A 20,834-nucleotide genomic window follows, 5' to 3' on the forward strand; every position below is an offset into this window, starting at 1 on the left:
TCGGCAGGCTCGGCCGTGGCCGTGCTGCCACTGATGATCCTCTTCGTGATGGCGTCCAAGCGATTGATCTCCGGATTGACCGCAGGTGCGGTGAAGTCATGACCATGCGTTCATCATTCCCCTCTGATTTTGCCTGGGGTACTGCAACCAGCGCCTATCAAATCGAAGGCGCTGCGCAGGAAGACGGGAAAGGCGTATCCATTTGGGATCGCTTTTCCCATCAACCCGGGGCGATTGAGGATGGCAGCACAGGGGATGTGGCTTGTGATCATTACCATCGTCTGGAAAGTGATCTGGACTTGCTGGTGAAACTCGGCATCAACGCCTACCGTTTCTCCATTGCTTGGCCTCGCGTACAACCGCTGGGGCAAGGGGCATGGAACCCGCAAGGGTTGGATTTCTATGACCGCTTGGTGGACGGCCTGCTCCAACGCGGCATCACCCCGCATGCAACACTGTATCACTGGGATCTTCCGCAAACCCTGCAAGACATGGGAGGCTGGGCCAACCGGGATACTTGCCAGTATTTTGCAGAATATGCCCGCACCATAGCCACCCGCCTTGGTGACAGAGTCAAGGCGTTTGCCACGCATAACGAGCCGTTTGTCTCGGCTATGCTCGGCAACCTGATGGGTATCCACGCACCGGGCTTGAAAGACGCAAAGACTGCCAGCCAGATCGCCCACCACATCCTGCTCTCACATGGCATGGCAGTACGGGCCATGCGTGCAGCAACAAAAGCCGATCTGGGCATTGTTCTGAATCTTTCACCCACCACACCCGCCACCTCCAGTCAGGCCGATCAAGACAAGGCCGAGCAGGAGTTTGCTTTTGTGTCGCGTTGGTATCTGGACCCACTGTTCCGGGGAACCTACCCAAGCACACCAGCCCCCATTCCCCTGCCTGATGTCCAGACAGGAGACATGGCGCTGATCCAGCAACCTATCGACTTTCTCGGCATCAACTACTACTTCCGTGACTGGTGTTCGACCGACACCCCTCCCATCCCTGCCCCCTGCAAACAGGGGTGCTCTGAAATGGGCTGGGAAATCTATCCGGAAGGCATCTACGAACTACTCACGAAAATCAACCGTGAATACAAGCTGCCTGCGCTCTACATCTCTGAAAACGGAGTGGCTTGCGCAGATAGCATCGCAGATGATGGCTTGGTACATGATGCACAACGCATTCGTTTCATAGAAGACCACCTGCACGAGCTTAAACGAGCCATCGCCGAAGGCGTGGATGTGCGTGGGTACTTCTACTGGAGCCTGATGGACAATTTTGAGTGGTCCAAAGGGTTTGCAATGCGATTCGGACTGATTCATATCGACTACCCCACACAGCAACGCACCTTCAAAGACAGTGCTTTGTGGTACCGGGATTACATTCAAAGAGAGCGCTTCGGCGCGCAACAGAAGGAAGCAACGTTATGAGCGGCGTAACCCTGCGCAACGTGCGCAAGACTTATCCCGATGGCACACAGGTTCTTCACGGGATTGATCTTGAGATCAAGGATGGCGAATTCACTGTATTCGTAGGGCCTTCTGGCTGCGGCAAGACCACGCTGCTACGAATGATTGCAGGGCTGGAAGACATCACCGACGGGGAAATCCGCATCGGTGACACCCTGATCAATGATATTCCCCCGGCTGAACGCGGTGTGGCCATGGTGTTCCAGAGCTATGCGCTGTACCCCCACATGACCGTCGCGGAGAACATGGGTTTTGCCCTCAAACTGGCGGGCAAGAGCAAGGAAGAAATCAAGGCTGCGGTGGGGCGTGCAGCNGAAATCCTGCAAATCAATCCGCTGCTTAACCGCAAGCCCAAGGCATTGTCTGGCGGGCAGCGCCAGCGGGTCGCCATTGGCCGGGCCATCGTGCGGACTCCCAAGGTATTCCTGTTCGACGAACCGCTATCCAACCTGGATGCAGCACTACGCGTACAAATGCGTATCGAGCTATCCAAACTGCATGACGAGTTGGGTGCCACGATGATCTACGTGACCCATGATCAGGTTGAAGCCATGACGATGGGGGATCGTATTGCAGTTTTTCACAAAGGTCTGGTTCAACAATACGGGCAACCACTTGACCTTTATGAATCGCCGAAAAACCGCTTTGTCGCAGGTTTCCTCGGCTCACCCCAAATGAATTTCCTGCCATGCACGCTTGATGGAAAAAGTAGTGACTCCATCAACCTGCACTTTGGGGCAGCTGGTCATTTCAGTCTCCCTGCAGCCAGCGTTGCAGGGCAACCAACAGGCGAACTCATGCTTGGCGTGCGGCCAGAACACATTCAATTAGGCAGAATGGGTGAAGGCTTGGGTGCCAGAATTGATATTCTTGAGCACCTTGGCGACTCTATTATCGTTTACGCTAAGTTGCATGGATCAGACACTCCCCTTGCAATACGTTTGCCAGGCGAGCATATTGATCTTCGCGCAGGAAATGATGTCAGCATGATTCCAAAACAAGGTCGTGCGATATTATTTAACGGACAAGGGCTTTCTGTTACAAACTGAAAACTCATCCGGTATACCCCAAACGGGGAGCTGTTTTTTTTGCGGCAACAGCTTGTGCAGTTTGACAAGTGGATACTCAATCACACAGGAGAAGAGGAGAAAATATGAAAAAGCTACACATTCTGGTAGGTCTGGCACTGGCCGCTGGCTCCATTGGCGCAGCCCAAGCGCTTGCAGTTGATTTCAGTGGCTACGCTCGCGGTGGCTATGGCGTCAACACCAACGGCGGACGTCAAACCTGCTTCAACATCAAGGGACAACGTAACGTCGAAACCCACTATCGTCTGGGTGACGAATGTGACTACACGTTGGAAACCAACTTCAATTCCACGCTGGCCAAAAATGCAGATGGTTCTGAATGGCATGTGAACTTCATGCTGAAGAACTGGCGCGCTTGGAACATGACCGCCAACAGCGATAACGGCATGGGTACCCAAGGCCCGACCACCGATTTCGCCCAAGCTTATGCTTATGGCCAAAATCTGCCTATCCTCGCTAACGGCACAATCTGGGCAGGTCGTCGTTACTACAACCGTGTTCAACTTGGTATCAATGACCATTTCCTGCAAAATGATGACGGCGACGGCTTCGGCGTTGACAACATCAATCTGGGTGCAGGCATCAAGCTGAACGCAGGTATCGTGACAGATGAGTTGAACGGCAACACCGGCAACTATGACATGATGCAGAAGTTCATTGTGTCTGTGACCGACATCCCGACCTTCGCCAGCAGCAAACTGCGTGTTCACCTGAAAGTTCACTCCCAAACCAAGGATGACCAACGCAGCTATAACCCGGCAACGGGCGTAACGACCACAACTCAGACAGCCTCGCGCAAGGGTGGTTATTCCTTGTTGTTCTTGCATGAAACACCGAATCTCCTGAATGGCACGCTGAGCGCAGGTCTCCGCTTCAGCAAGCACATCAGCGGCAACGGTGGTAATGACAACAACTACCAAGATGCCAGCGGCAATACTGTTTATGGCAAGAGCGCATTGTTGTTTGTTCAGCAGTCAGGCAACTTTGGCCACACCGGCTATGATGTTGTTTCCGAGTTCAAGTCGACCAAGTACGATGGCACCAGCGCCAAAGACCGTTGGTTCTCTCTGGGTGGTCGTCTGGATACTCAGATCTACGGCCCGTTGCGCGGGATCGCCGAACTTGGCTATGACACTGTCAAGAGAAGTAACGCCATCACCAGCAACAACACCTACAACTTCACCCACCTGACATTGGCTGCTGCATTCAATGCAGGGGATGATGCAGGTTCCCGTCCGACCGTGCGCCTGTACTACACCTATGGCAAGTGGAACACGGCTGTGAAGGATGCCTTGATCGAAGATCAAAAGGTCTACGGTGGCAAGACCAATGGCTCCGCCATCGGCGCTCAGTGGGAAGCTTGGTGGTAAGAAGATGCTGAGGCAAGGGCTTATGGTCTGAGCCTCACGTCTAAGTAACCCGACCCCAAGGCCACAAGCCTTGGGGTCAATTAAGTGATACTTAAGACATATGTGCTTTTCAAGCGTTTGGACTTTGTGGATCCTCACACCATATTGTTCGACCGATAAAAAGCGTGTATGTTAGTTGGTAACTGGCACTCAGTTACCGATTACCCATCCGACTCAGGTGCTGATCGGGTGGGATTTTTATTTTGGCCCTCGTATTTCTTCAAGGAGGAAATGGTGAAAGCATCTTGGGCGTTCATGGCATTAAGCCCTTTGTTCATTGCAGCCTCTTTCCCTACGCTGGCGGCTGGCCCTCTGGAAAAATATGAGATCCGTGCGGCCGAAACCACGCCCGACGCTCCACGTCTGGCGGAAGGTGCTCGCAGCGTAAATGTGACCCTGCAGGTTCGCGTCAAAGTAGTAGGGCGCTTTACCGGCAATGTGCCGACTTGCGAAGCAGGTGTCGACTTTGGTGATGGCAGCCCTATTGAGCGGGTTACTTTCGGGCAAGCGGGGGGGACATCCAACGTTAACAACGTTCCGCACGCATATTCCAAGCCCGGCACTTACACCATCAAGGTAGCGGGCACCCGTAGCACGCTGGCCTGTGAAGGTCGGACTTCGACCGAAGTCACTGTGCTCGGACCGAATGATGCGCTCCCGGCGTCCGGTGCGACCAAAATCAACGCGCAAGGCGAACGAGTTCCCGTAACAGCTCCGGCGACGCCCCGCAAACGGATTGATGCCGAGTTTGATCTGGATAGCGTCTCCATCGAATCGAGCCGCTCCCCCTGCCCACCGGGATGGGAGTTGGTCCCCAAATCAGACAACGCGCCCTATCGCTTTACCTGTCGCCCAGCCCCGGTCAAGCCGCTGTCGTGCCAGGGGGGAACAAGTTTCTTTGAAAACGCCGGTACAATAGGCTGCCACTGAGATCTGAAAAAAGGGCTGCAAAATTTGCGGCCCTTTTCACATCTACTCTGTGTCGATCTTCTTGGCTATATTCAGATTTCAAGGTATTTGAGGTGCAAGACATTTCAACGTCTGAAAAGTCACCTTGATCTTGCGGGAATGTTGCTTATCTGCCACAGTGCCTGAACCTCTCCGCGCTAAAGTCCATACGGAATTTGTAGAATCCCTGCCTGCCGTAAGAGTTGAGATGCCATGCCCTACGTTCGCCGTACCCCAGAGGGGAATATCGCTGCCCTGCTCTCCAGCCCTGCCGAGGATGCCTTGGAATATCTGCCAGCCACCGCACCGGAGGTATGTGACTTCCTACAACTACCGCATACCGAGAGATTTTCGGGATTGGATACGGACTTCATCCGGGTCATGGAGGATCTCATTGACCTCCTCACTGACAAGAATCTTCTGCGTCTGAGTGACCTGCCGCCCGAGGCGCAACGCAAACTTGTTGCACGCAAGGATATGCGCAAGCGGATGAAAGAAGATTCTGCTACGCCCCGAACAAAAACCCCAAAAGCATAATTCTTTTTGCATTTCATATACAAAAACGGCGCTCATATGGCGCCGTTTTGTTGATAGGTGCAGCAGGCCTTAGCCTCCAGTTCCCCCTACGGTCAGGCCATCAATGCGCAAGGTGGGCTGACCCACACCTACCGGAACGCTCTGCCCTTCCTTGCCGCAGGTGCCAACACCCGGATCAAGCGCCAGATCATTGCCAATCATTTTCACGCGTAACAGCACATCCGGCCCGTTACCAATCAAAGTGGCGCCTTTCACGGGGTAGGTGATCTTGCCGTTTTCGATCATATAGGCTTCTGCGGTCGAGAAGACAAACTTGCCGCTGGTAATGTCCACCTGCCCCCCGCCAAAATTGGCTGCGTACAAGCCCTTTTTGACAGAAGCAATGATTTCCTCAGGCGCCTTGTCCCCCGCCAACATGATGGTATTGGTCATGCGGGGCAGCGGCAGGCTGGCAAAAGATTCGCGTCGGCCATTGCCGGTAGGCGCAACGCCCATCAGGCGGGCGTTATGCATATCCTGCATGTATCCAGTCAGAATGCCATCGTCAATCAAGGTCGTGCATGCGCTGGGGTTGCCCTCGTCATCAATCGTCAGCGAGCCACGCCGGCCACTCAAAGTGCCATCATCCACAACGGTGACACCCTTGGCTGCCACCCGCTCGCCAATACGCCCTGCAAATGCAGAGCTGCCTTTACGGTTGAAATCCCCTTCCAGGCCGTGCCCAATCGCCTCGTGCAGCAAGATACCAGGCCAGCCATTGCCCAATACCACATTCATTTCCCCAGCAGGCGCCGGGCGTGCAACCAGATTGGTACGGGCCTGATGCACCGCTCGCCGGGCGTATTCACGCAGCACGTCGTCGGAGAACACCGAGTAATCGCTGCGGCCACCCCCGCCCGCCGAGCCTTGCTCGCGCATGCCACCGTCTTCCATGATCACAGTGAGTGACAGCCGCACCAGTGGGCGGACATCGGCCGCCATCACGCCATCACTGCGGGCCACCATCACCACATCCCAGGTTGCGGCGAGAAAGGCCATTGCCTGCACCACGCGCGGGTCTTCCTGGCGAGCCATGCGCTCCAGGCGTTCCAGCAAGGCAACCTTGTCGGCGTCCGCCATGGAAGGCACCGGATCAATCGCGGCATAAAGCGCTTGTGGCTGAGGGCGTGACGCTAGCGCCACCGTGCGGGCCTGCCCTTGCGCGGCAATTGATCGCACGGTATGCGCAGCTTCCAGCAAGGCGCTATCGCCAATGTCATCAGAATATGCAAAAGCAGTTTTTTCCCCGGCAATCGCACGAACCCCAACACCCTGTTCGATGTTGTAACTCCCGGCCTTGACGATGCCTTCTTCAAGACTCCAGCTCTCGGCACGCTGGTATTGGAAATACAGGTCGGCGTAATCCACGCCATGCCCGAGAATGCCCGACAAGGCACGATCCAGGTGGGCGGTATTCAGTTCGTAGGGTTGCAGCAGGGTTGCCTGCGCGATATCCAACAGTGGGGTATTCTGGCTAGTCATTTGTTGTATCAAGATGAGTAATCATTCAAAGCGACGATGGCGCAAGGCGGGCAGGCTTTCACGCACAGACAGCAGGCGAGCGGGCTCTACATCGCCCACCACCACACCTTCACCCATCGCCATGCATGCCACAACTTCGCCCCAGGGGTCGATCAGCATGCTATGGCCAAAGGTACGTCGTCCACACGGATGCACGCCCCCCTGCCCACACGCCAGCACATAACATTGGTTCTCGATGGCACGGGCGCGCAGGAGAACTTCCCAATGCGCCCGTCCCGTAGTTTCGGTAAATGCGGCAGGCACCACGATCAAGGCTACATCGCCCAGGCGTCTGTACATCTCCGGAAAGCGCAGATCATAGCAAACCGACAGGCCGACGCGTCCGCACGGGCCATCAAAGCAGACCAACTCGCTGCCCGGCTCAATGGAGCGGGATTCGTCGTAAGACTCCGCACCACGCTCAAACGCAAAGAGGTGAATCTTGTCATAGCGCGCAACCCTTTGCCCGGCGGAGTTAAACACCAGGCAACTATTTCGCACGTGGCTGTCATCCGAAGCCTGTAGAGGCAGCGTACCGCCAATGATCCACAGCCCGTGGCGTTTGGCGGCTTCGGCAAGAAAACGCTGGATAAGCCCTTCGCCATCCCGCTCGCAAATCCGCAGCTTGTCGCCCTCGTGTGCCGAGATCAGGGGGAAATACTCCGGCAACACCGCAATTTCAGCCCCTTGCGCCGCCGCTTCTGCCAGCAGGCGTTCCGCCGTGGCCAGATTGGCGACCATATCTGCACTGGAGATCATCTGTATCGCGGCCACGCGACAGCCGTTTTCTGTCATGGCTTGGCTCCTGATGGCGAAGAAGTGGAGGCTGCAGGGCCCGAGGATAAAATATTCACCTGCAATTCCTTGGGCAGTTTCTTGAGCAGCGCATTCCCTGTATTTTCAATCTTTGGCTCGGCCCAAGGGCCGCTGATCTCATATTCATAGCTGAAAATCTTTTCCACCGGATCGCGCAGGAGCTTTTGCGCCACATAGGCGGCCACCCCCACCAAGGGGTTGACCACGCCGACGGCAGCTTGCCCAACAGTAACCCCGATTGCGACCGTCTCGCTCAAGGTGGGTTGCACGGTCACGTGCAGGTCATACACCTCGCGCCCCAGATCAGTGGAGCCACGCATCATCACCTGGGCCGAGGCCCCCGCTATTTCCAGATTCTTGGTATGGAGTACACCACTGCTCAAATCCATGTCGCCCTTGATAGAATCAAAAACAAAACCTTCCGAAAACAGATCGCTGAAATCCAGTGTCAAACGCCGAGGCAGGAATTGCAAGCTCAGGAGCCCCAACAGGCGGCCCGCCCCCGGCTCCATCTTGTTGAAGCGGCCCGAGGCTACATCCAGCTGCATCTTGCCCGTCAGGCTCGGGTAATGGATCGAGGTTGGCGGACCTTGCCAATTGAGTGCACCAGTGAGTTTGGCCTTGCCATTCCGTACCATGTTGACGTAACCCAGCCGATCCAGCATCGCCCCGGTATTGTCACTCATCAGGGAAAAATCCAAGCGGGTCAGGTCAGGCGACGACACTGTACGAGGCATCCACTGCCCCTGGCCCTCAAGGTGGAAATCCGGAGAGTTCAGAGAGATTTTCTGCAGCATCCACAGCTTGTCTGCATTGACCGCAGAAAGTTGCAAACGCCCAAGTTTCAACTTACGCAGGTAGAACTCATCGGCTACCACATCCAGCGCGGGGAGTTCAGAGATGGCATTGTCCTGCGCGGCAACACTGCCTGCCTCGTGGGCGGCCTCATCTGTTGCAGCAGGCACAGGTTCCAGTACAAGGCGTTTGAGGCGGGCAGACAAACGGCCACGCCCCGCATCCGTCCACACCAGGGCCCCCTCCAACTGCGGGCCTTCGGTTTGCAAGGTCCAGTTGCCATCCTGGCGCACCGCACGTGCCGTCACGTTGTGGAAACGATGCCCGCCCACATCCAGTTCATCGGCTTTGAAGGCCAGCCCGGCCAAACTGCTCTGCCCACCATCGGGAGAAGCCCCATCCCCTGCTGCCAGATGGGAAACCACAGGCCGCCAAGGCTCCACATCAAGGTGCGAGAAATCACCCGCCAGCCGCCAGCCACGCGAGGGCAAATCCACCTGTGTGCCATACGAGAAAAGCCCGCGCGCAAAGTTGCAGCGCGTGGTACAGCGATCTTCCCACACAAGATTCATGCGTTTGTTGACCTGCACCTGCCAGCGTTCTGTGCTTGATCCATCATCCATGCCATCAGAATGCCAATTAAATACCAGCGGCCACGCCTGCTCGGCAGGTTTCTGCATCGGGGCAGGCAAGGACGATGCCATACCCGCCAAATCGCTGCTTACATTGACATCCACGCTTTTGGCTTTGACCTTGATCGTGGCATGCGCCGTCGACTCGCCACGCACATAATCCCACAACGGCAAGTGCGCCATCTGGCGCAGCCCCTCTGAACCGATGGCGCCATCAGCCTCAAACCGCAAGGTACCATCGGCATCGGTCGTACCACTTGCACTCACGTGCCGCCCCGCAAATTTGGCTTCAGCCCCCCGCAAACCCAAGGCTTTTTCAGTAAAGGTCAGGGTGCCATTGGTGTCATAAAATTCAGGCAGTACCGAAATCAGCTTGACCTGATTGCTTAAGAAGCGATACTCACCGCGTACCTTCGTGTCATTAGCGTTATACAAGGGAACTTCGATATGCAAGCCCAGTTCGCCACTGCCACGCGCAGTAATACCGCGTGTGAAGTTCCCGGCCAGATGTGCGATGTGGCTGTTATTCACATAGTGGAGGAAATCTGTGGTGGGCCCTTTGGCCTTGCCATCGACAAACAGGGTCTGCTTCTCATGCTCAACCATGTCGGGAATTTCAACGCGCACATTGGATGCAGTCACCCCCTGGTAGCGGCCCGATGAGGCAACAATCAGCATGCGGGCACCTTCAAACAGCAAGGAACCCCGCAGATTGGTCATGCCCAGCCAGCCATCGGCAAACATGACTTCGGCATCAACCATCTGGCCGCCGACCTTGAAGATGCCCCCCCCCTTACGGTAGGGGAAGTCCTGCAGATTGCCCGCAGTTTGCAGCACAACATTATCCAGTTGCCCACCACGCAGGCCCTGAGTCAGCCAATTGATGGTGTTCTGCGGCGTAATACGCGGCAGATAATGAATGGCTGAATTGACCCGCACATGCTGTGCCGTGCCATGCAGATCAAGGTACCCCGGCCCATCACTTGCGCTGCGCCAGAACCCGACAAACTCGCCACGCAGATCCGGGTTGCTTAGTTGCAGCTTGTTCAGATAGACGTTGAGTGACTCCGCCGCCTGCCCCTCGACGCGTTCATGTTTCCAGCCGCCGTCGACGGCAGCCTGGTCCAGGCGAATATCCTCGAACATGACATAAGGGTAGGCAAACACCCCGTTGCGCACATTCAGGTGGAATGTCCCTTCACGATCATCACCACTGATCTGGCCGGACAAGCCCTGCATGCCAGGGAGTTTTTCCCCTGCGTCCACCCCAACCTGGGCGAACTTGGCATTGATGCGAAATTGCAGCGGCGCATCTGGAATGCTCTTCCAGGATAGATTGAGGCTATCCAGCCGCCCCCTGGGGTGGAGTTGCTGGAGCGGTTCCTTGATTGAGGCAGGCAGCGGCAGGCGCGCCGCTGTCTTGGCCACCAGCCCCAGATCAAGCCGCCCGGTCCCCAACTCCACACTGGCAGGCTGCTTGTCACGAGCGGCGTGACTGCGCAGGAAGAAGCTGGTCGGCTCCACCCGCCCGCCCTCGCCGGTGAGCATGGTCAGGCGCTCGCCCTCCACCGTCAGATCCCCGTCACGCATGGAGGCGCGAATCCGCCCGGACAGCGTGTTGACGTTAAACGCTGGCAGATCGTCCCCCAGTTGGGCGCTGATGTTTGCCAGCGCCACATCGGCGGTCACCCCAAACACCTTGGGGCCTTCCACATTCAACCAGCTACGCAGGCTGGCCCGCCCGTGATCCAATGCCACGGGGTAATCTACCCAACGCTTCCAGGCAGCCAGATCCGCATTGCTGACTTCCAGATAGACGGTGCCACGCCAAGATTCCGGGGCGGAGAGCTTCTCTCCACGCAGGTCGCCACGGATATCCAGCGGCCCCGACCACTGCGCAGGCGGGCTTGCCAGAACGGCGAAGCGGTGGCGATCATAGCGGTTGTCCAGGCGCAGATTCAGCTTGTCCAGCGACAAGGTCGGGGCGCCACGCTTGGCATCCGTCCAACTCACCCGCGCATCACGGATCAGGACCTGCCCCTGGTGGAGGATGAAATCCGCAAAACCGCTTTCCCCTGACCCAGCATTGTCCGAACCACCTTTGAGCCGGATGCCGGCCACATAGAGGCTGCCATCTGCTTCGCGGCGGATCTCCAATTGCGGATGATAGATTTCCAGGCGGCTCAGAATCGGGCGCATCCGCCACAGCGAAGACCAGCCCAACACGGCATCCACGCGGGGCAACTCCAGCGCCTGCCGCTTGGATTCATCCATCACCTTCAGCGACAGCAGCTCCAGCGAAGGGTGTAGCCCCGACCACTCCGCTTTGACGGAGGATATCTTGACGGGCAGGCCCACCTGCGCGGAAAGAAAGGCTTCAATCCGCTCGCGCTCGTTGGCCACCTGGGGCAGCACCACATAGCGCACAGAAATCAAAACGATGGCAACAATGAAGTAGCACACCCACAGGGTACGCCACACAAAGCCTGGCAGCGCCAGAATACGCCCCCACAACATCTTCGGGATAGGGGAAATCTTGCTCAGGAAAGACACAATGCGGCAACACCCGGTTCAATTGTCATCAGAATTGCATCACAAAATGATTATAGAAAAGCAATTTTTGCAGCACCTAACATCTTGCCAACCAGGAGCCTTGTCTGCCGCACAACAATCCTCTCAACAGCAAGTAGTGCTTGTTCGCCCAAATCGCTCTAGACTCCGATTTTACCCTATCGCCGTAGATTCCCCCGGCTCTTGCCCACAATGATGAATGTCGACGCCCAAATTCAGCATGCCTGCCAGCACAGCCGCTTCCTGAGCAACCTGCTCAACGCCCGCCCGTGGCTGCCACCGCTGCTGACGCAGACACTGGATAAGCCTTTGACGCGTGCCGACATGGAAGGGTTCCTTGCCGCCGAACCAATCACCGATGCCAACCTGAACGCCCGCCTGCGCCACCTGAAATCCTGGGTATACGCCCACGTCATGGTGCGTGACCTAGCTAGCTTGGCGCCATTGGCAGAAGTCACCACAGCCATGAGCCACGTGGCGGAAGTCGCCATTAGCACCGCGCTGCATCACCTCAACACCTGGCAGTCAGAACGCTTTGGCGTTCCCCGCAATGAGAAGGGCGAAGCGCAACAACTCATCGTGCTGGGCATGGGCAAGCTCGGCGGTGGCGAGTTAAACGTCTCCTCGGATATTGACCTGATTTATACCTACCCTGAAGACGGCCAGACCGACGGCGCCCGCAGCCTCAGCAACAGCGAGTATTTCACCCGCCTGGGGCGGCAGCTCATTGGTGCCATTGCCGAGATTACGGCCGAAGGCTACGTCTTCCGCGTCGATATGCGGCTACGCCCCAACGGGGATTCCGGCCCCCTGGTGGCCTCTTTTGACATGCTGGAAAACTATTTCATCACCCAGGGTCGGGAGTGGGAACGCTATGCGTGGATCAAGGCGCGCCCGCTGACGGGCACGCGTCACGAAGAGCTGACCGCGCTGGCCCGATCCTTCATCTTCCGCAAGTATCTGGATTTTGGCGCCATTAACGCCATGCGCGATCTGCATGCGCAAATCCGCCGCGAAGTTGCCCGCCGTGAGATGAGCGACAACATCAAGCTGGGCTCAGGCGGCATTCGGGAAATCGAGTTCATCGCCCAGGTCTTCCAGCTCATCCGGGGCGGCGGCAACCGCGAATTGCAGATCCGCCCCACCCTCTCGGTTTTGCAGAAATTAAGAGAACGCGAACACCTCAACCAGCAGACCGTGGCCGAACTCACGAGCGCCTACGAATTCCTGCGGCGCCTGGAGCACCGCATCCAGTACCTGGATGACGCCCAGACCCACCTGATCCCTGCCTCAGAAGAAGACCGCCAGCGGCTCGGCATCGCAATGGGGTTTGCCGATTATGCAGGCCTGGACGCAGCGCTCAGTGAGCACCGCACGCGCGTCAGCCAATATTTTGGCGAAGTCTTCGGAGACCCCGCCAGCGACCAGCACCAACTGGATAGCCTCTGGACTGGTGTCTGTGGCTCCGCCAATATCGAGGAGGCCCTGGGCGAACTGGGTTTCCGCAGCCCCGCCACCAGTGCCGCCCGCCTGCAGGAATTCCGCGATGGCGCCCGGGTACGCAGCATGGGTGACGAGGCCCGTGGGCGGCTGGATGCCCTCATGCCACGCATCCTCGAACTTGCCTCGTGCGGGCGCAACCCGGATGAAGCCCTGTCCCGGATGATCGCCTTGCTGGAATCCATCTACCGCCGCGCCATCTACCTTGCATTGCTCCAGCAATACCCAAGAGCCCTGGCACGCGTGGTCGAACTCGTTGCCAGCTCAAGCTGGGCGGCAGCCTACCTGACCCACCACCCCTTGCTGCTTGACGAATTGCTTGACCCTCGGCTCCTCACCGAACAGCAGGACTGGAGCGCTTTCGCCACCGAGCTTTCCGAGCGCATGAACACCTTGGGGGACGATACCGAACGCCAGATGGATGTGATGCGTGAAGCCCACCACGCTCAGGTCTTCCGCCTGCTCAATAATGATCTGGCCGGGCTGCTCACCGTGGAGCGCCTTTCTGATCACCTCTCAGCTCTGGCTGACATCGTTTTGCAGGAAACCCTGGACCAATGCTGGCGCAAACTTCCCAAGCGGCATACCGAACACCATCGCTTTGCGATCCTGGGTTACGGCAAGTTGGGCGGCAAGGAACTCGGCTATGCCTCAGACCTGGACCTGGTGTTTGTTCATGACGACCCGGAGCCCGATTGCCAGCCGCTCTATGCCCGCCTGGCCCAACGTATCAACACCTGGCTGGATAGCCACACCGCAGCAGGCCACCTCTTTGAAACAGATACCCGTTTGCGCCCAAATGGCGAATCCGGCCTCATCGTTGTATCACTCGAATCATTTGAACAATACCAGCGGCAAAATGCCTGGGTTTGGGAGCATCAGGCACTCACCCGCGCACGCTTCTGCGCGGGCAATCCGGAGGTGGGCGCCAAGTTTGAAGCACTTCGCGTCAATCTCTTGCGCGAATCACGCGATGCCGACACCCTGCGCACGGAAGTACTGTCCATGCGCCAGAAAATGCGCGAGGCATTCGCCAACAAAGGCGAAGGTTTCGAACTCAAGCACGATGCGGGCGGCCTGATTGACGTGGAATTCATCGTGCAATACCTTGTGCTGGCGCATGCACGCCAGCATCCAAACCTCACGGATAACAAGGGCAATATCGCACTCCTGCACCGTTGCGCAGAGGCGGGATTGATCCCCACGGAACTGGCCCGCCAAAGCGCAAACGCCTATCGCACCATGCGCCACGCCCAACACGGCCTACGCTTGAATCAACAGACCAGCCGGGTGTTTGACGACAGCCTTGATGCAGTCCGCATACCCGTACAAGCTCTATGGAAAAATCTATTCGGCGCGCAGGCGACATAAAGCAAAAGGAGGGCTCCCCCTCCCTTTACGGAATTCCCATGATCATTATCGATGATGATCAGAGCCGCTGCCATGCCGGCTTGTTGGCATATACCCATTTATAATATTCAGATCGAGTCAATTGCGAAGCGGCCTCAGCGTCCACACAGACTTTTGCCTGTGGGTGCATTTGCAGGATTGACGCGGGATTGATCGACGAAATCGGCCCTTCGACCGCCTGCGCGATGGCGTGCGCCTTGTTGGCACCAAAAGCCAGGAGCAAATTTTCCCGCGCCTCCATGATCGTGCCAATCCCCATGGTAATCACATGCGTGGGCACCTTGTCTTCGCCGTCAAAAAAGCGGGCGTTATCTCGCCGTGTCTGCGGCGTCAGGGTTTTGATCCGGGTACGCGAACCCAGTGAGGAAGTCGGCTCATTGAAACCGATATGGCCTTCAGTACCGATACCCAACACTTGCAGATCAATACCTCCGGCGCTTTTTATTTTTTCCTCATATTCAGCACAAAAAGCGGGGATATCCTTGGCCGTTCCATCCGGGATGTTCACTTTGTCCTTGCGGATGTTGATATGGTCAAACAGGTTCGCCCACATAAAGCTGTGGTAGGACATCGGACTATTTGGATCAAGCCCGACGTATTCATCCAGATTAAAGCTTGTCACCTGGCTCCAATCCAGATTCATCGCAATCAAGGCACGATACAGGCGCAGCGGCGTACTGCCCGTGGCAAGGCCCAACACCGCGTTGGGCTTTTCTCGCAGTAGGCGGGCAATGATGCGGGCCGCGATGTCTACGCTGTCTGCTTCAGTCGGTTGAATGATAATTTCCATGGCAATCTTTACTCTTTATTTTCTATTCATGTTTCCGAATACTGATCGCTTACCGCCACGCACTCCCCTTCAACGAAAGTCTGGTGCAATTGCAACGTAGGCGACATCACGACCAGATCCGCATAGGCACCCACCTGCAGGCGCCCCCGTTCAGTTTCCCCGAGGTAATCCGCCGGATGCGTGGACACCAGTTTCGACGCTTCGGCCAGATTCATCCCGATAGACACCAGATTACGCAATGCCTGATCCATTGTGAGCACACTGCCCGCCAGGGTGCCATCGGCAAGGCGGACGCCCCCCAGGCACTTGATCACGGCCTGGGAACCCAGGTGATAATTCCCGTCTGGCATCCCGGCCCCTGCGGTAGAGTCTGTCACGCAGTAGAGTTTCGGAATGGCACGACGCGCGGCACAAATAGCGCCGGGGTGTACATGTAGCAGATCAGGAATGATTTCAGCATATTCCGCATGCGCCAACGCAGCCACTGCGACACCTGGCTTACGGTGATGAAAACCACTCATGGCATTGAACAAATGGGTAAATCCGCTGGCCCCGGCTTCCAGCGCCGCCACGCCATCTTCATAACTACCATTGCTGTGACCAATCTGGGCGCGGATGCCTGCCGCTTTCAAGTCCCGAATGAATTGAAGATGGCCGACGATCTCCGGCGCCAGAGTCAGCACCCTGATTTGGGCCAAGGCATTAAGCGCCTGCAACTCGTCCATACTGGCTACACGCGCCTGTGGGGGTTGCGCCCCCAATCGGCTGGCGTTGATGAAGGGCCCCTCAAGATGCACTCCCAATACCCGCGCACAACCTGCGGGGCGTGTGCGGATGGCACGCCCAACATCTGCCAAAGCCATTTCAATATCGGCGTGGGGTGCCGTCATCGTCGTCGCCAGCAGACTGGTCGTACCTGAACCTGCGTGGGTGCGGGCAACCGTATCGATGGCACCCTGCCCATCCATGACATCGGCACCGCCACCGCCATGCACGTGCAAATCGATGAACCCTGGCAGGATGATTGATTCGTCATCCCCAGGCTCCGAGACAGAAACGCCCTCGATCGACAGGATGCGTTCGGCAAAACGGAGTGCTCCGCGAACCCATCCTTCGGGCGTAAGAATACAGCCGGTGATGTGAGTATTCATTCCATGGCACACAACAAGTAATTAAGACCACTTTAGTACCAATAAACCATTCCGTCAATCTGCCCTTCATGCACCAAAATGGATAGGACTGTTTACATGGAATTCAGGCTTCAGATAAAAGTGAACAGGAATTACGCTTGACTTCACGCCACAAGTGGTATTAATGTGGTCACACAACACGGGAACCACTTCGCTCGCGCAGCCCCGAGTCGATTGCTCACGCTATCCGGGAGACTTTCATGTTCAGCCTTCTAAGAGTGTCTCAGCAGCGTCGCAAACGGCCCAATGAAGCGCTCTGTGCGGCACGCGGTATCCCACCCCTCCCCTTTTTTCGCATTACCCCGCCCTCATCATGAGCACCATGGTGAGGCAACTCTACGTTCTCAACCATTCGCAAAGGACAGAATCGTGAACGGCATTGGATATCTGCAAAAAATAGGGCGGGCACTCATGGTGCCGGTGGCCGTGTTGCCCGCCGCAGCAATCATGATGGGGGGTGGCTATTGGCTGGACCCCACCGGCTGGGGCGCGGGCAACGCGGTAGCCGCCTTTCTCATCCAGGCAGGCGCTGCGATCATCGATAAGATGGGGCTGCTATTCGCTGTGGGGGTGGCCTACGGCCTATCTAAAGACAAAGATGGTGCCGCAGCACTCGCCGGGCTGGTCGGCTACATGGTGCTGACCACTTTGCTCAAACCCAATGTGGTGGCACAGATCCAGTCCATTCCGCTCGAACAGGTGCCAGCCGCCTTCAAGAAGATCGAGAACCAGTTTGTCGGCATCCTCTGTGGGGCAATCGCCTCAGAAATCTACAACCGCTTCAGTGCCGTAGAACTGCCGAAGGCACTGGCCTTTTTCTCAGGTCGGCGGCTGGTGCCGATCCTCACCTCACTGGTGATGATCGTGGTCGCCTTTGTCATGATGTTCGTCTGGCCCTATGTGTATGGTGGGCTGGTGAGCTTTGGCGAATCCATGGTCAGCCTGGGCTCGGTTGGAGCGGGCATCTATGCATTCTTCAACCGTTTGCTGATTCCGGTTGGCCTGCACCACGCCTTGAACAGCGTGTTCTGGTTTGACGTGGCGGGCATCAACGATATCCCGAACTTCCTGGGCGGCGCCAAATCGCTTGCCGAGGGTAAGGCTGTGCTGGGCATCACCGGGCGCTATCAGGCCGGCTTCTTCCCGATCATGATGTTTGGCCTACCCGGCGCCGGGCTTGCCATCTACCGTGCGGCCAAACCGGCCAATCGTGCACGCGTGGCCTCCCTGATGCTAGCAGCAGGTTTCGCCTCCTTCTTTACCGGGGTGACCGAACCCATCGAATTCGCCTTCATGTTCGTCGCTCCCTTGCTCTACGGTCTGCACGCTCTGCTGACAGGTATTTCCGTATTCATTGCTGCGCAGTTGCACTGGATTGCAGGCTTTGGTTTCTCTGCTGGCCTAGTCGACATGGCGCTCTCTGCACGCAATCCGCTGGCAGTCAATTGGTATATGCTGATTCCGCAGGGCTTGGTATTTTTTGCGGTGTACTACTTCACCTTTTCCTTCGTCATCCGCAAATTCAATCTCAAGACCCCAGGTCGTGAAGATGACGAAGTCCCGGTCGACTCAGCTCCGGCTACGGAACCCGTGCCCACTGTCGTCAGTACAAAATCGACATCCCTGGCCGAATCCTATCTGGGCATCATTGGCGGAGCGGGCAACATCGTCAACGTGGATTCCTGCATCACCCGTCTGCGCTTGACACTCAAAGATGGTTCGATTGTGGATGAAGCAGCAGCCAAGCGTTTAGGTGCCAGCGGCGTCATCCGCTTGAACCAGCAGAACGTACAGATCGTGATTGGGCCGAAAGCAGAATTAATTGCCGAAGAAATCAAGCATCTGATCGGCAGCAGCGCGCATTAAGCGCGCCCCCGCTGGCAGGCCCATACGTGCCTGCCAGCGCCCATCCTGCATGGCAGTGGTATGATGAAAGCCCGATTTCTAGCCCCCATCTTGCAGCCATCATGTCGAGTAGTGCCACTCACGGGTCGGACGGAGACAATCTTTTCGCTCACATTGAGCTGGACGCAGCCGCCCCCACGCCCCTTTACGTACAAGTCAGCAATGGGCTGGCCCGCCTGATCCGCGAACGGCATTTCAGCGCCAACGATGCCCTGCCGTCCGAACGGATACTGGCTGAAAAACTGGGCATCTCCCGCGTCACCGCACGCAAGGCCATCGACGCCCTGGCCAGTGAAGGGCTTATCATCCGCAAGCACGGCTCCGGCAACTACATTGCCCCCCTGCTTGAGCAACCGCTCAGCAGCCTCACCAGCTTTACCGAAGAACTCACCAAACGGGGCTTTGTACCCCGGTCACAGTGGCTCAAGCGCACCCTAGGGGTGGCCATGACCGACGAACTCGTCGCCCTGGGGCTGTCTCCCGGCGCACGCGTGGCCCGTCTAGAACGCGTCCGGCTCGCGGATGACACGCCGATGGCCATTGAGATCAGCACACTCCCGATTACCGCCGTGCCCAATCCCAAGGCCGTGACCGACTCGCTCTACGCCTATCTTGCCACCCGTAACTGCCAGCCGGTACGTGCCCTGCAGCACGTTCGTGCCGTCAACGCCACCGAGCGCCAGGCAGAGCTGCTCTCAATCCCCCCACAGCAAGCCCTGCTCTTCATCACCCGTATCGGCTACCTGGCGGACGAACGCGCCGTAGAAATCACCCACACCTGGTGCCGCAGCGACTACTACGATTTTGTGGCGGAACTCAGGCGTTGATCTGCCGAATTTGGCTTTATATGCAACATCGAGTGAAATGATAGATGGGCGAACAGCAACTCCTTCGTGCAAAACAAAACTAAATCATTCCAGTCTGGCTAACCCAAAGCTTTTTTCACCACTTCAGCAATAAACGGTCCCTTGGCACAGGTGTAACTCTCCCAATCATCCGCAAATTGTTCTGAGAGTGACATCTTCAATGCCTCGTAGCTTGATGCCAATAAAGGATCACTACGTAGCGCATTCCGAAATGCAAGATGCTCCGTCCAAAACCGGCCACCCAGGACGACACCATGCAAGTGAATATGGCGAGGTCGCGTACGAGGTTTAGCAAAGAATCGGCGATCAGGTATCGCGGTTTCGTGGATTGGCATGTATTCATAACCCAAGCCCTCAAGGATCGATACCCAAGCTTCGATGATCTGGAGAGAAGAAGCTCCCAGCATGATGTCAATGATCGGCTTGGCCGAAAGACCGGGAACTGCCGTGCTATCGATGTGCTCGATACAAACGCCTTCATTTCCAAGTGACGAAGCAAGCAAACCCCGCTCCGCCTCAAATTCACCGGGCCAATGATCGGAGTAGCGTGTCAGGACGATAGGCGAGCGATGTGTCATGAATGTGGCAACGAAATTTTGGCAGAGGCGATAGATAGAGGGCCTATGCTACTCCAACTGCATACAACCCTATAGAGAGGCCTTAATCAGGCCGCTGAAATATCTGCCCCTGGTACATCAAGGACTCGATTGCGTTTGTAAGTTGAGAGTGTTGCGTGTTTCACTCGACACGGGGAGGCAAGGAAGCAGTGTGAAAGGGAATGGAGAATGGATTTCAGTGGGATATAAAGCAAAAACCCCTCACAGGCGGTGTTCCTGGAGGGGTTTTTGGGTGTGGGGAGTCTGACGATGACCTACTTTCTCACGGAAGAACCGCAATATCATCGGCGCGGTTTCGTTTCACGGTCCTGTTCGGGATGGGAAGGGGTGGTTCCGAAACGCTATGGTCGTCAGACTTTAACTGGTCTGCCTGGTGGGGCGGATATGGGTGCGCCACCAGGACTGGCTTGGAAGACAGATGAATGCAAAGCGCTCGGGCTTTGTATGTATGAATGGGGGGGTGATTGCGTGATGTACGTTCAGCGTCTGTGCTGCACACTGTTGTGTTCAGAGTTATAGGATCAAGCCGCACGGGCAATTAGTATCAGTTAGCTTAACGCATTACTGCGCTTCCACACCTGACCTATCAACGTCCTGGTCTCGAACGACCCTTCAGGGGGATTGAATCCCCAGGGAAGTCTTATCTTGAGGCGAGTTTCCCGCTTAGATGCTTTCAGCGGTTATCTCTTCCGGATTTAGCTACCCGGCGATGCGACTGGCGTCAC

Annotated in this window: 14 protein-coding genes and 2 rRNA genes; 8 read left to right on the forward strand and 8 right to left on the reverse strand. The window is 56.7% G+C overall.

Annotated elements, in window-relative coordinates:
• Positions 1 to 104: 104 nt before the first annotated feature.
• The 5 genes from B145_RS25725 (at position 105) to B145_RS0114160 (ending at position 5,457) form a co-directional block, all read left to right on the forward strand.
• Complete coding sequence (locus tag B145_RS25725) at positions 105 to 1,436, forward strand: GH1 family beta-glucosidase (RefSeq protein WP_245541870.1); 1,332 nt, start codon at positions 105 to 107, stop codon at positions 1,434 to 1,436.
• Positions 1,433 to 2,524 carry an ABC transporter ATP-binding protein gene (locus B145_RS0114145; protein WP_018608239.1) on the forward strand — a complete coding sequence of 364 codons (1,092 nt, stop codon included), beginning with the start codon at positions 1,433 to 1,435 and terminating at the stop codon, positions 2,522 to 2,524. The genes B145_RS25725 and B145_RS0114145 overlap by 4 nt, the downstream gene beginning before the upstream one ends.
• A gap of 104 nt (positions 2,525 to 2,628) precedes the next feature.
• Positions 2,629 to 3,933 (forward strand): carbohydrate porin, encoded by a 1,305-nt coding sequence (locus B145_RS0114150; protein WP_018608240.1) that lies wholly within the window; start codon positions 2,629 to 2,631, stop codon positions 3,931 to 3,933.
• A gap of 294 nt (positions 3,934 to 4,227) precedes the next feature.
• Entirely contained in the window at positions 4,228 to 4,902 is a 675-nt protein-coding gene (locus B145_RS0114155) for a PKD domain-containing protein (protein ID WP_169558557.1), read from the forward strand.
• Positions 4,903 to 5,133: 231 nt separating this feature from the next.
• Complete coding sequence (locus B145_RS0114160; RefSeq protein ID WP_018608242.1) at positions 5,134 to 5,457, forward strand: hypothetical protein; 324 nt, start codon at positions 5,134 to 5,136, stop codon at positions 5,455 to 5,457.
• 69 nt (positions 5,458 to 5,526) lie between these two features.
• Here B145_RS0114160 and tldD read toward each other — a convergent pair whose 3' ends face one another.
• The 3 genes from tldD to B145_RS0114175 are packed head-to-tail and all read right to left on the reverse strand — an operon-like array spanning position 5,527 to position 11,813.
• Entirely contained in the window at positions 5,527 to 6,978 is a 1,452-nt protein-coding gene (gene tldD, locus B145_RS0114165; protein ID WP_018608243.1) for a metalloprotease TldD, read from the reverse strand.
• 21 nt (positions 6,979 to 6,999) lie between these two features.
• Entirely contained in the window at positions 7,000 to 7,812 is an 813-nt protein-coding gene (locus B145_RS0114170) for a carbon-nitrogen hydrolase family protein (protein ID WP_018608244.1), read from the reverse strand.
• Positions 7,809 to 11,813, reverse strand: coding sequence for a YhdP family protein (locus tag B145_RS0114175; RefSeq protein ID WP_018608245.1), 4,005 nt, complete (start codon positions 11,811 to 11,813; stop codon positions 7,809 to 7,811). The genes B145_RS0114170 and B145_RS0114175 overlap by 4 nt, the downstream gene beginning before the upstream one ends.
• A gap of 210 nt (positions 11,814 to 12,023) precedes the next feature.
• Here B145_RS0114175 and glnE point away from each other — a divergent pair, with 210 nt between their 5' ends.
• Positions 12,024 to 14,702, forward strand: coding sequence for a bifunctional [glutamate--ammonia ligase]-adenylyl-L-tyrosine phosphorylase/[glutamate--ammonia-ligase] adenylyltransferase (gene glnE, locus B145_RS0114180; protein ID WP_018608246.1), 2,679 nt, complete (start codon positions 12,024 to 12,026; stop codon positions 14,700 to 14,702).
• A 58-nt stretch (positions 14,703 to 14,760) separates the two neighbouring features.
• Here the strand turns inward: glnE and nagB are convergent, their stop codons facing one another.
• Both nagB and nagA read right to left on the reverse strand, forming a co-directional pair.
• A complete protein-coding gene (gene nagB / locus B145_RS0114185; RefSeq protein ID WP_018608247.1) occupies positions 14,761 to 15,531 on the reverse strand; it encodes a glucosamine-6-phosphate deaminase in 771 nt (256 codons plus the stop codon).
• 26 nt (positions 15,532 to 15,557) lie between these two features.
• Positions 15,558 to 16,682, reverse strand: coding sequence for an N-acetylglucosamine-6-phosphate deacetylase (gene nagA / locus B145_RS0114190; RefSeq protein WP_018608248.1), 1,125 nt, complete (start codon positions 16,680 to 16,682; stop codon positions 15,558 to 15,560).
• A gap of 408 nt (positions 16,683 to 17,090) precedes the next feature.
• Between nagA and nagE the strand changes: the two genes are divergently transcribed.
• Positions 17,091 to 18,587, forward strand: a complete 1,497-nt coding sequence (gene nagE / locus B145_RS0114195; RefSeq protein ID WP_026259145.1) for an N-acetylglucosamine-specific PTS transporter subunit IIBC — start codon at positions 17,091 to 17,093, stop codon at positions 18,585 to 18,587.
• Positions 18,588 to 18,688: 101 nt separating this feature from the next.
• Entirely contained in the window at positions 18,689 to 19,453 is a 765-nt protein-coding gene (locus B145_RS0114200) for a GntR family transcriptional regulator (RefSeq protein WP_033407322.1), read from the forward strand.
• A 98-nt stretch (positions 19,454 to 19,551) separates the two neighbouring features.
• On the opposite strand, the gene B145_RS0114205 is transcribed toward B145_RS0114200, so the two are convergent.
• The 3 genes from B145_RS0114205 to B145_RS0114215 form a co-directional block, all read right to left on the reverse strand.
• Positions 19,552 to 20,070: a GrpB family protein gene (locus B145_RS0114205; protein ID WP_018608251.1), complete on the reverse strand. Its 519-nt coding sequence runs from the start codon at positions 20,068 to 20,070 to the stop codon at positions 19,552 to 19,554.
• A gap of 280 nt (positions 20,071 to 20,350) precedes the next feature.
• Positions 20,351 to 20,464: ribosomal RNA gene (gene rrf, locus B145_RS0114210) — 5S ribosomal RNA — on the reverse strand.
• 162 nt (positions 20,465 to 20,626) lie between these two features.
• A 23S ribosomal RNA gene (locus B145_RS0114215) occupies positions 20,627 to 20,834 on the reverse strand; the annotation flags it as partial.

It is taken from the genome of Uliginosibacterium gangwonense DSM 18521, from assembly GCF_000373965.1.
GTDB lineage: Bacteria > Pseudomonadota > Gammaproteobacteria > Burkholderiales > Rhodocyclaceae > Uliginosibacterium > Uliginosibacterium gangwonense.